Source organism: Bacteroidales bacterium (genome assembly GCA_012517825.1).
Taxonomy (GTDB): domain Bacteria; phylum Bacteroidota; class Bacteroidia; order Bacteroidales; family JAAYUG01; genus JAAYUG01.
On sequence record JAAYUG010000112.1, the window covers coordinates 1 to 12,726 of the forward strand.

The window sequence follows — 12,726 nt, forward strand, 5'->3', positions numbered from 1 at the left end:
GAAACACCAAATGTTTTACCAAAATTTACTATATTGCATCTGTCTTTGATCGTTCTTTGAAAACGGATAGCAAGGCATAGTGTAGCCCATTGCCTTCTGCCGCTCCCTGAGCGGAGTCGGAGGGAGCGGCGGAGCCAGATGACCGTCTTTACGACCCTCTTGTCGGCCGCTTCCTGTCTCCCGATAACTTCGTTCAGGCTTCGGATTTTACGCAGAGCTTTAATAGGTATGCGTATTGCCTTAATAATCCACTTGTCTACACAGACCCGGATGGAGAATTTGTTTGGCTAATACCAGCGTTAATAGGCGGCGCAATAAATGTTGCAACTCACTGGAATAGTTTACACGGTAGATTTTGGGATAAGGTTGGCCAAGGGGCGCTGTATTTTGGAACTGGAGCAGTACAAGGAGGCCTTGCAGTCTTAGGTCCTGTGGGTTGGGCTACAGGAGGGGCATTTTCTGGAGCGGCGAATGCAGCCATTGGAGGAACTAATGGATCTCAAATACTCCAACAAGGAATCATAGGAGGAATCTCAGGTTTAGCAGGAGGAGCTTTCGGTAAATGGGCCGGACAAAACCTTGGAGGGGTAGTAATAAATGGGTTCCATGTTTCAGCAAATTCAGCAATTGGTGGAGCTGTAACAGGTGCAATTGGAGGTGCCGCAGGAGGATATGCCGGTGGGTTCACAGGCGGTTTCTTAATGACCGGTAATTTAGGTGCGGCTCATCAGGCAGGCATGGCAGGATTAAAAACTGGTGCAGCAATAGGTGGAGGAATTGGAGCAGCTTATGGTTATTACTCGGCAGAAAAAGCGGGTAGAAATCCTTGGACTGGAAGACCGAATAAAAGTGCTGTAATCGGAGGCCCTCAAGACAGGGTTGATCAGATAGGTAAATTATCCGGTAGTGAGACAATAAGAAATAATAGCATACAGAATTGGCCAGAAGACATGCCTGCTTATCTAGGGAAAGATGTTCCAAATCCCAATGCACTTGAGTTTAACCAAATATGGATGGAACAAACAATAAGAGCAGAATATTATATCTATGATGCAGGAAGAAGTGGTTATAGTCCATTTTACAATGGTATAGAATTACCTACTATTCAGCAATATAACTATGGAAATGTGTACAGGGTTACTTATTATCAAACCATAAGAGTTTTAATTATATACAAGTAGCAAAATGGAATTAGAATGGTTTGAAAAGAACTTAATAATCGCACTTAGAATTTTATTACCCTTTTTTAAAAAGTATAAATTTCATTTATGTAATCTCGACATAAACAGTCGAGACGGTGATTATTTGATATTTTGCAGCTTATTTAATAACACGAAAGTATCAGTTATTATTAACCCTGGGTTTGATATATTAATTGAAAGGAAAAAAGGATTTTTTAATTTAGTTAATTCAAATCAGATTATTAGTCTGACTCAAGAAAAAAAATATTTTCCAAAATTTGCCTCATTACCAAGTGATTATAAAAATGTAGAAGAACTTGGGAAGCTTTTAAAAGAATATACACTATTTATTGAAGACAGTTTTGTAGAATATCTTAAATAAGGGGAATATTATCGTTTGAAGCATTTAATTTAAGTTCAGATAATCCGGAATAATATAATCAAGAGCCTCGGAACCTCCGGGGTTTTTGTTTATACAGCCAGTTTTATTTTACCGTCGAGCAGATCCTTCATTCGTTTTTTTGTAAGCATGGAGTTGATGATCCTGACAAGGGCATTTTTCTGTAACCCTTCGGTCTGATGCATATTGTTTACTTATTCCGAGCAGAATATTTTTGGGGCCAAAACATCACGCCACGGACTTACAGACTGACCCAACTTCTTTAAGTTTTTTTTAAAAAAACTCCCTAAAATTAGACCCGTTTTAAGGGCCATTGAATGAGATTTTTCTATGATTTGGATTATCTTTATCTGATATTTCGCTTCCCATGAAACCATCCATCCTGCTGATTGCTGTTCTGTTTGCCACCTGCCTGCAGGCGCAGACCGGGAAAAGGGAAAATAACGGAACTGCCCTTCTGCTCATTGATATACAGGAATTTTATTTCAGCGGCGGCCGGTTGCCTCTTGAAGGATCCGATGAGGCAGTGAATGTGGCCTCCAGCCTTCTGCGTTTTTTCCGTCAGCACCACCTGCCGGTAGTTCATGTCATGCACCAGGGAGGAGGAGAAATTCACCCGCTGGTTGCCCCGGAAAAGGATGAAAAAGTCTTCGTCAAGAAAGAAGTTAATTCCTTCCTGGGTACCGGATTGTACGATTACTTAAAACAACTGGGAATCCAACATCTGGTTCTGGCAGGCATGCAAACGCACATGTGCCTGGAGGCGGCCGTCAGAGCTGCTTCCGACTACGGTTTTCGCTGTACGGTAATTCAGGACGCCTGTGCAACGCGCACCCTTGTTTGGGAAAAGGATACCGTCCCGGCACGAAAAGTCCAGGCGGCCGTTTTCGCCGCGCTCAAAGCCTATGCATCCATCCTTCCGGCCGCAGAGTTTATCAATCAGTTTGCTGAAGAAACCAAATAACCCGCACCCTATGAAAATTCCTCCCTTCCAGCTTGTCTTCCTGTTGCTTCTGGGGTCGTGCATTTATTCGCACACTCCCGAAGAAAACACGATAAAAGACGATACGGCCGTTGATTTTTCCTATTCTGCTCCTGAAGAAGACCAGGGATCTTTTTCAGAAGACTCTTTCCGCACAGAACGCCGGAAAATCGGCCTGGGAAAAGCCCGGACCGCTTCAGTTGACATCAGCATCCCCGCAGGCATCCTTTCGGTAAAAGGCGGCACACCCGACCTTGCTGAAGTTTCCATCAAATACCGCAAGGAAAGGCGGTTTCTGATCAAACAGGATCTCACAGGCGATCATTTGTATGCAAAACTCTACATGCCCAAAATCGAGGGATTGAAAGAAATCAGCGACGACCGCACCATTTGTTCCATCCGCATGAACGAAAAAGTGCCTATGGACCTTTCCCTCAATATGGGTGCCGGCAAAGGGAAATTCGACCTGAGCGGGCTGAACCTCAGAACGGTCTCCATGTCGCTGGGAGCCGGAGAATTTACCGTCAATCTGAAAGGTACGTCGGCTACCAGTGTAAAGGTCAATGCCGGTGTGGGGGAAGCAACGGTTGACCTTTCCGGAAAAAGAAAAGAAGAACTGGATGCCGAATTTAACTGCGGAATCGGTACCCTCCGGCTGATTCTTCCCCGATCTGCGGGAGTAAAGGTTTCGCTGTCGGGACTCATTGGGAACACCGACATGGGCGAACTGGTGCGCAAAGGAAGCTATTTTTACAACGATGCCTGGGAAACCGGCGCCCCGCGCATGCGGATTGATATCAACGGAGGCATAGGTGACGTAAAAATTACGATGGCTGAATAAATGGTAACCCTTCGAACCGGGGTACTTCGCTTCCTTTTTTGCAAAATATTTTTACCGCCAAAACATCTCGCATTTATAAACAAAGGCTTCCAAGCAAGCAAGAATAGCTTGAACCTGAGTTCCTGCAAAGTCTTCTGCGCCGTTGCCCTCGATGTTACCGTTTACTAAGGTCCAAACAGGAAACAATTAAACATTAACCGAAAAAACAGGCATTCGTATTCTGGTTTAAACTGCATTGTGCATTAAACCGAAGTACCATGAATTAACAAATTCAACCGGTTGAATTTGTTAATTCATGGTACTTGGGTTAAAAAAAACGCCGGACTGTTCATCCGGCGTACTTCATTCAGAATGGGAAAATGCTCTTAATATCTGCTTTTCCTGTAGCTGTCCTTGAATTCTTCGCGGGGACGAGCCTGTTTTACAACAACGGCTTTCCCTTCGAGGTCTCTTCCGTCGAGTGCCCGAATGGCTGCCAGAGCATCCTCATCAGAGGGCATTTCAACAAAACCATAGCCCTTTGAACGGCCGGTTTCACGATCGGTAATTACTTTGGCTGAAGAAACTTCACCATACTGTTCAAAAATCTTCTGGAGACCTTGATCCTGAATTTTAAAACTCAGATTTGCAACAAAAATGTTCATAAAAAAATTAATAAATTAATAAAACAATCAATCAGGAGGCAGAATTGGAGGAAAATAAACCCGGGAAGAAATTCCGGCGGAGAATACTGACCTTTTTCATCAGCGCTGATCGGATGCAAATGTACGACAAATAAATGAGAAACAAGCGGATTATGTAAAATAATTTACATCATCCTGTATGTAATGATGGGGCAGGCTTCCGGAACCGACGAAAGATAAAGGTAATTTAATACTTCCCGGGAGCCCTCAAAATTTCGTTTTTCGGCACCCCGGTAAGAAATATGTATCAGCCGGTTGGCGATGAGCGCCAACCGGCTGATACATATTTTTTCAGACTACGCCCTGGTCGAGCATGGCGTTGGCCACCTTCAGAAAGCCCGCTATATTGGCTCCCTTCACATAGTCAATATAGCCGTCATCCTGCTTTCCGTATTTGACGCAGGCAGAATGAATATTGCGCATAATTTCGTGCAGACGACGGTCCACTTCCTCCCTGCCCCAGTTCAGCTTCATGGCATTCTGCGCCATCTCCAGTCCTGATGTCGCCACCCCTCCCGCATTTACTGCCTTGCCGGGAGCAAACAGCATTTTGTTCTTCTGGAAGATTTCAATGGCTTCGGGTGTACAGGGCATATTGGCTCCTTCGGCCACGCAAAGGCATTTGTTGGCTACCAGCCGGACGGCATCCTCCTTGTCGAGTTCGTTCTGTGTTGCACAGGGCATAGCAATATCGCACTTCACCTCCCATGGTCTTTTGCCCTGGAAGAACTGACTGCCGGGGAATTCGAGGGCATAGGGAGCCACAATATCCTGGTTGCTGGCCCTCAGTTCGAGCAGATAATCAATTTTTTCTCCTGATATGCCATCGGGATCATACACATATCCGTCGGGGCCGCTGATGGTAACCACCCTGGCTCCCAGTTCCGTTGCCTTGGTAATGGCACCCCAGGCCACATTGCCGAAACCTGATACGGCCACTATTTTGTTTTTAAACGACTCTCCGATGGTTGCCAGCATCTCGTTGGCGAAATAAACAGCGCCAAAGCCGGTAGCTTCGGGCCGAACCAGGCTTCCTCCCCAGTTGATTCCTTTGCCGGTAAGAACCCCGTTATGTTCATGGGTAAGCTTCTTGTACATACCGTACAAATAACCAATTTCACGCCCTCCTACTCCGATGTCACCCGCCGGCACGTCCATTTCAGGGCCGATCAGTTTCCAGAGCTCCAGCATAAACGACTGGCAGAAACGCATAATTTCGGCCTGCGATTTTCCTTTCGGGTCGAAGTCGGAACCTCCCTTGGCTCCGCCCATGGGCAGGGTGGTAAGACTGTTCTTGAAAATCTGTTCAAATCCGAGAAATTTGAGTATGCTCAGGTTCACACTCGGGTGAAAACGGAGTCCGCCCTTGTACGGCCCCAGGGCGTTGTTGAACTGTACCCTGTAGCCCAGGTTAACGCGCACCTTGCCTTCATCGTCCACCCAGGGAACCTTGAACATCAGCACGCGGTCGGGTTCAATCAGGCGCTCAATGATGCCCGCCGATTCGAACTGGGGATTTTCGTTGTACACTTCTTCAATCGATTCGAGAACTTCGCGAACTGCCTGATGGTATTCCTTTTCTCCGGGATGCTTCTGCATCAGGTCATGCATAATTTTGTCAACATTCATAGTATTCAGTTTTTTAAAGCATATTCAACGTGCATTAACTTACCTGTCCTGTCATTCCTTATCATGTATCTGCTGGCCGACCCTATCTGCCACCAAAGGGTTCTTAGCATCAGCCAATTATGATGCTAAAATAGGTGGTTTCGGTCAAGGTTGTTCGTAACAAGGTATGATTTTACTCAATTTTATGCAACATATAATGAAATAAAATACTGACAGACAAGCACATATACTCATAGCCGCACCGATATGTTTAGCAACACACCGAAGCCGGTGGCTTATCGGCCTTGACGTACCGGGCTGATGGCACAGGCGCATTGCGGCGGAGGCACAAATATGGAGGGAAGCCGGCCTCAGTCGTAATAAATAATTCCTACGTTTTTGCGGCCGTCAATTTTCGCCACAAGCGGTTTGTCGAAGCGCACGTGCCGGATAAATTCATCTTCATAAACCGCCGGCATCCTGTTCAGAAAATCCACGTCGGTCTTTCCCTCGTTGCGGTGCATATTAACGGTCATATAGCCCACATGGAATGATGTAAGGTTCTGGAAGAAATGGGTTCCCTGGCTGGGATCGATACGGTACTGGTCGAGGCCCGATTCAATAATGATGCGTGCTTCCGATATCTGCGGCCATTTGACGGGTATTCCAAGCCAGGGATCGGAAGAACCCCAGCGGCCCGGCCCGATCAGAACGTAATTCCTCTTCTCCGCTTTCATCTGCTGGTTGAGTTTTTCAATCCGCTCAGCAATCAGGCTGGTTTTTGATGCGTTGAATGATTCGGGTTTCAGATAGATTACATCGCACAGGTTTTCGAAGACCCCATGGCCGAGAGCCATTTCGGAAAAGGCAATGATATTTTTTGCTTCACCGGGTTTTACTTCGATGGTACGGGTTTGTTCGCTCAGCACAATGGGGCGTATCTGAAGCAGGTTAAATACGGCCGGCTCGTTTCGCGGGACATCCAGATTTACGGCAAATTCCATTTCGATGGGATTGTTCATTTCGCGCTGGCCAATCTGCAGAATTTCAGACAGAATTTCGGCCAGCGGAAAGGTATTGTGCTGAAGCACGCCGGCAAAGGTGACGATGCGTTTTCCGTGCGACTGGATTCCGTCGCGCAGGGTGCCGGATTCCAGGTCATAGGTTGAAGCCACATGCCGGAAGACGGGATTGTTTTCCGCATCTTTTACAGGCAGTTTCAGCAAATTGGCCGAATCGTCGGTGGTGGGAACAAACTCCGACTGGGTAAGGTCAATGGCATAGAACAATTTCTGTGTTTCGCGCAGGGCCGTTTCAGGGGAACTCAGCTGAAGGATTTTTTTCGGGTATTTAGGAGAAAACCTAAGGGATGTTCCGCCGTCGACGATATACTTTCCAAGTCCGAACGCCACGCTTACAATGCCATCTTCGGGTTTTTCCGGGGCTAAAGGATAAAAGTTGATGGATCGGGCAACACCCGAGAAGGTGGGGTAAAAATGGTTTCCATACCGTGATCCGCATACCTCCTGAATGATGATGGCCATTTTTTCCTCGTCGATAATATTGGAGGTGGCGGCCATATAGGCTTTGCTGGCCTTATAATATACCGATGCGTACACTGCCTTGATGGCATTGGCCATCATATGAATCATGCGGGCGTTGTCGGGAATCCGCGGAACCATGTAGGTACTGTAAATCCCTGCGAACGGCTGATAGTGTGAATCTTCCAGCTTGCTTGAAGAACGGATGGCCACCGGATTCCTGAGAAAATCAACCAGGACGTACAGATCCTGAAAAATCCGGCCCGGGAGGCTGGCCTCAAGGAAGCGGCGGAGAATTTCTTCATCGGGCAGATCGGTCAGGGCAATTTTGTACAGGTCGTTGTTTTCCATGAACTCCTCGAAAATGTCGGTACCGATTACCACCGACCGGGGTATGGTTACCTGGGCATTGTTGTACTTATAGAGAAGCTGGTATTTTTTTACAATGGAATCGAGAAACGCCAGTCCGCGGGCTTTTCCTCCGATGGAACCCTCTCCTATTCTGCAGAAAATCAAATACTCGTCGTAGGTTTCCTTGTCGAATTCGGCTATTACGCCCCGTCCTTTGCTTATACGGAAGCTGGCGATGGCATCGTAGATGAATTTCCGCATTTCGGCAAGGCTCTGGAAATCCTCCGGCTTCAGGAACTTGAAAATCTGGGCAATGGGGAACAAGGCCCGGGCATTGAGCCATTTTGAAATTTCGTTACGGCTGGCATGGTAGAGAAGAACCTGGTCGGGGATTTTCAGGATGAGATTCTGCAGGGATTGCAGGTCGGTTGCCCTGGCTACTTCTTCGAGGGTGTCGGGATTCCGGAAAATGAAATCGCCGAAGCCGAAATTTCTGATAACATAATTGCGCAGTTCGATGGAAAGTGTTTTGGAGCCTTTGTATATGAATCCGGCGCCAAGTTCGGCTGCTATTTTTTCGTTGGCAACATCTGATGACTGGAAAAGGAAGGGGATATTAGGATCTTCGGCGTGCACGGTTTTGCAAAGGAGAAATCCTTCCTTGGTTTCGGGGTCGCGGTTGCGGGATTTACGGAAACTCACATCCGAAATAATTCCCAGAAGGTTGAATTTGAATTTGTTATAGAGAGCCAGGGCGTCGTCGTAGTTATTGGCCAGAAGGATTTTGGGCCGCCCGCGCATGCGCAGCATTTTCTGGTGTTCGTTCAGGGCTTCCTTCATGAATTCGCGGCTCTGCTTGAGGATAATCTTGTACAGGTTGGGGAGGTATGACGAAATGAACCTCACCGAGTCTTCCACCATAATAATCACCTGAACGCCGACTTTTTCCACATCGTGTTCGGCGTTCATGCGGTCTTCGATCAGTTTGATGATGGCCACCAGCAGATCGGCATTTCCGAGCCAGCAGAAAACGTAATCTATAGCGCTGAGGTCTTCGTTCTGCAGGCGCAAGGAAACTTCGCGGCTGAAATGGGTCAGCACAACGATGGGAATGCCGGGGTATTTGTTCTTAATAAGGCGGGCCAGTTCAAAGGTATCAACGTCACCGATGCTGAGCATTTCAATCACCAGGTCAATTTTGTCACTTGCCAAAATTTCGAATGCCTGTTTTGCCGAGTCGGCATGGACAAAAACCGGGGGGTAGCGAAGGTTCAGGGAAACGTATTCATTAAAGATCTGCTCGTCAATCCGGCCGTCTTCTTCCAGCATGTAGAAATCGTAATTGGAACAGATGATCAGCACCCTGCGGATCCGTTCCTGCATCAGCTCGTTGAAAGCAGACTGGGAAAAATCCATTCTCTGGCCCAGTTGCAGAAGTTTTTTGCTCATAAATGATTCAATCCGTTAAGCACAATAACCGAAATCCGTTTTTTACCGTCCATCAGAACCGTAACTGGCGAAGGCAGGGAAACATGCCGCACAAAGTGCCCTCTGTATGTTTCAGGTAACTTTTTCAGGGCTTCCCATTGAATAATATCAAACCCTGAGGCATGCTGAACGGAAAGATAGCCGATGTTCATTGAAGTAATGTTATGGAAGAAATGCGAACCGAGGGATGCGTCGAGAGGAAAATCTTCGAGGCTGGTTTCCACAATTACTCTGGCATTGGAGATCTGCGGCCACACGACAGGGATTCCCACAAACCGGTCACGTGAGCCCCAACGTCCCGGGCCGATGAGTATGTATTTCCTGCGTTCGGCTATCAGCCGGGCATTGATCAGTTCAATTTCCTTTGCTATTTCGGGGGTTCTGGTTTTGTCAAACGCATCGGGGTCAACATACACTATTTCGGTGAGGTCGTCGATTTTTCCGTTTCCCATGCTTTTCCCGGAACGGAGCAGAACGGCGTTTTCAGGAAAGTCATCGGGATTGAAACTGAAATCTTCGCCGCTTCCATACATAGGTTTGAGCTGAAGCAGGTAAAAAACGGGGCGTTTGCCGTTTTTTGACGATGCATCGACGGCAAATTCGATTTCGACAGGGCCGCCCACGGCCTCTCGCATAATGTCGAGCATAAGATCGATGGCTCTGGCCAGGGGGATGTAATTGTACTTAAGAATATCAGCAAAGTTGATTATGCGGGGACCGGCCGAAGTAAGCCCCGGATCGATCCGGTCATTAACCGGGTCGTACACACTGGCCAGGTGAAGGAGGGTGCCGTGTTTCTCGGCTTCCGAAATGGGCAGACGCGCCAGACAGGCCTGTTCACCCTCTTCAATCAGGTTGAATTCCATCCGGGAGAGGTCAAGCGCAATAAACTCCCTTTGCGAATGCTGAACCAGGTCTTTTACCGGCATAATTTCCACGTCAGGATAGCGGGGAACAAAGCGGTAGGCCACTTCGCCCCCGACCACATAGTGGCCCAGCCCGAGGGCTGTTACGGCAAAGCCATCTTCCGCTTCCATGCTGGCCACGGGATAATAGTTGTGCGATTGCGCCGTGCCGCTGATGTGAGGATAAAAATACTGCCCGTAGCGGTTTCCTACAACTTCCTGAATCACAACGGCCATTTTTTCCTCCTCAATCTTGTAGTCCACTGCTTTGAAATAGGCCCGGGCATGGTCGGAATAAACCGATGCGTAAACCAGTTTAATTGCCTGTTCCAGCTGGTGAAAGCGCACATCAAAATCAGGATAATTGTCGGGAAGAAGATAGGTGGCGAAAATTCCGGAGAAAGGCTGGGATGTGGCGTCCTCAAAAAGGCTCGAAGAACGCACCGCTATCGGGTTCTGAATGATGCGCAGAAGAGCCTTCAGTTTTTTCTCAAGTTCGTACGAAAGATCCGACTTCAGAAAAATTTCCTGAAGCTGACGATACGGAATATCGCTGTAAATAATCTGATGAAGGTTGTTCTTTTCCAGAAACAGATCAAATTCGTCGGTACCAATAATAAACGTCCTGGGCGTGCTGATATTCATGCCCGGCAGAATCTCATTGAAATTGAGATTATAAATAATGGTATTGATAAAGGCCAGTCCTCTTCCCTTTCCTCCAAGAGCTCCCGTGCCAAGGCTTATGATGTTGCTTTCATCAATGATGATATCTTTTTCAAAGGGAATGACTTTGCCGGTTTGTGATTCGTTGCGGTACTTCTTGATGACATATTTCAGATAATTCCGGAATTCGTTTGATGAGCCAAAATCCGTCACCTTTACCGGGTGGATCATTTTGGCAATTTTGATTTCGCCCCGTGCCATCAGCCAGAGGGAGAAGTGATTTCGTTTGCCGTGGTACACAAGCGATTCGGCCGGAATGGTATCAATCAGCTTTTCAAATTCCTGCAGGGAAGCTGCCTCGGCAATTTTTTTTCCGGTGGAGTCGCGGTAAATAAAGTTACCGAAACCCAGATAATGCGAAATGAAGTTGCGGATATCCTGCAAAAGGCTTTCAGAATTTTTGTTAATAAAATGCACTTTCAGGGCGTGTGCCTGATGAATATTCTGGGTATCAGCACTCTGAATTACTACGGGCAGGTCGCCAAGATATTCCCTGACGTACGAAGCCAGCATAAATCCGGCCCGGGAATCGGCTTTTCCGTTGCGTTCAAAAATGACGTCCGTAATCAGGCAGAGCAGGTTTTCCTTGTATTTGGTAATGATGCTGATGGCTTCTTCATAGGTTGATGCCAGCAGGATCTTGGGGCGGGCACGCAGCCTCAGCACTTTAAACATTTCGTCGGTACTCACATCGTCAATAATGCGGCGGGTTTGTTCCAGCACGCTCTGGTAGAGTAAAGGCAGATACCGTGAGTAGTATATCTCTGAATCTTCAACAAGAAGAATCACTTTCACCATCCCTACCTGGGTATCATTTTCCACGTTCACGCGATCTTCCAGAAGTTTAACCATGGCAAAAAACACTTTGGAATCGCCATTCCACACAAAAATCCGGTCAATGGAACTCAAATCGCGGTGCATATTTTTGAATACCGACACTTCCCGGTCGTTATTGAGCAGGACAAAGACAGGAATAAAGGGAAATTCCCGTTTTACTTTGCGGCTGATTTCAACAGGAGTTTTCTTATCATTGCCCACCATGATGATGACAAGATCAAAATGCTTTTCGCGCAAAACCCTGGAAGCGTCTTCATAGGAACTTACGCCGGTTACCCGGGGCATGCTGGTCAGGTTCAGCTGATGATACTCGCCAAGAATATGTTCTGAGAACCGGCCTTCCTTTTCAATACTGAATGCATCGTACAGGGTGGCCACCAGCAGAATTTCCTTCACTTTAAAGGGCATCAGGTCGAAAAGGATATCCCGGTTGGTATTTTGTTTGTCAAGGAATTTCTGCAGTAACTGGCGGCTTGTGGTGGCAGGTTCCTGGAAAGCGATCACTTCGGGAGGAACTTTTCCTGCTTCGCGTGCCTGCTGAAGTACAACTTTTGCTTCGGTTGTATTGAGCCAGTTGACGATGATGGTCGCCAGGTTATCAATCAGCTGGCGTTCTTCGCGCAGAAAAGGCCCTTCATCGTAATCTCTCAGTTTACGGGTATAGTAAACAGCTATTTCGCCTTTCTTCCCCTGAATGGTTTCAAAGGTCTGGCTTTGCTTCCACTCGGTTTCGCGAAAATCGCCCGTTTCATACGAATTTCCGTCGTACTGGATGCGGGCTACGGCAAACTCAGGAAACTGCCATGCTGCAGGCAGGATATAACATATCTGCTGCAGGGTTTCAGGAACCGGCTTGTGCTGCTTAATAATTTCATTGGTTGCATTGATGCAGGCCAGTTCCTTGAGCCGCTCCCTGCGTTCATAGAGTAACCGGTTGACTTCCTCAGGCGATGAAATGAATTCTTCTTCCATAGCAGGTGATTCACCTTGTAAAGTTAGTGAATTTGAGGCGACTATTGAAACGAACGCGGCATTTGGTTCCTCAGGATACCTTTCTGCGCGAGTCTGGAAAATCATTGGATTTCCGATTTCCTATTTCCTATTTCCCATTAATGATGATTTCATTTTTATAGAGTGCTCACTAATAGGAAATTGGAAATCGGAAATAGGAAATTCATTTATTTCC

At 47.1% G+C, this 12,726-nt stretch carries 7 protein-coding genes and 1 pseudogene; 4 read left to right on the forward strand and 4 right to left on the reverse strand.

Going from position 1 to position 12,726, the window contains the following annotated elements; translation table 11 throughout:
• Window positions 1–140: 140 nt before the first annotated feature.
• The 4 genes and pseudogenes from GX419_07770 (at window position 141) to GX419_07785 (ending at window position 3,404) form a co-directional block, all read left to right on the forward strand.
• Window positions 141–1,181: pseudogene (locus GX419_07770) on the forward strand (hypothetical protein).
• Window positions 1,182–1,185: 4 nt separating this feature from the next.
• The gene (locus GX419_07775; protein ID NLI24584.1) at window positions 1,186–1,563 is read left to right on the forward strand and encodes a hypothetical protein; all 378 of its coding nucleotides are present in this window, start codon (window positions 1,186–1,188) and stop codon (window positions 1,561–1,563) included.
• A 385-nt stretch (window positions 1,564–1,948) separates the two neighbouring features.
• Window positions 1,949–2,545: a cysteine hydrolase gene (locus GX419_07780; protein NLI24585.1), complete on the forward strand. Its 597-nt coding sequence runs from the start codon at window positions 1,949–1,951 to the stop codon at window positions 2,543–2,545.
• Window positions 2,546–2,555: 10 nt separating this feature from the next.
• Window positions 2,556–3,404, forward strand: a complete 849-nt coding sequence (locus GX419_07785; GenBank protein ID NLI24586.1) for a hypothetical protein — start codon at window positions 2,556–2,558, stop codon at window positions 3,402–3,404.
• A gap of 365 nt (window positions 3,405–3,769) precedes the next feature.
• Here the strand turns inward: GX419_07785 and GX419_07790 are convergent, their stop codons facing one another.
• From GX419_07790 to GX419_07805, 4 genes are all read right to left on the reverse strand, one after another.
• Window positions 3,770–4,048 (reverse strand): RNA-binding protein, encoded by a 279-nt coding sequence (locus tag GX419_07790; protein NLI24587.1) that lies wholly within the window; start codon window positions 4,046–4,048, stop codon window positions 3,770–3,772.
• Window positions 4,049–4,378: 330 nt separating this feature from the next.
• Window positions 4,379–5,716 carry an NADP-specific glutamate dehydrogenase gene (gene gdhA / locus GX419_07795; GenBank protein ID NLI24588.1) on the reverse strand — a complete coding sequence of 446 codons (1,338 nt, stop codon included), beginning with the start codon at window positions 5,714–5,716 and terminating at the stop codon, window positions 4,379–4,381.
• 350 nt (window positions 5,717–6,066) lie between these two features.
• Window positions 6,067–9,003: a phosphoenolpyruvate synthase gene (locus tag GX419_07800; GenBank protein NLI24589.1), complete on the reverse strand. Its 2,937-nt coding sequence runs from the start codon at window positions 9,001–9,003 to the stop codon at window positions 6,067–6,069.
• A gap of 29 nt (window positions 9,004–9,032) precedes the next feature.
• Window positions 9,033–12,512 (reverse strand): pyruvate, phosphate dikinase, encoded by a 3,480-nt coding sequence (locus GX419_07805; GenBank protein ID NLI24590.1) that lies wholly within the window; start codon window positions 12,510–12,512, stop codon window positions 9,033–9,035.
• Between the last annotated feature and the right edge of the window lie 214 nt (window positions 12,513–12,726).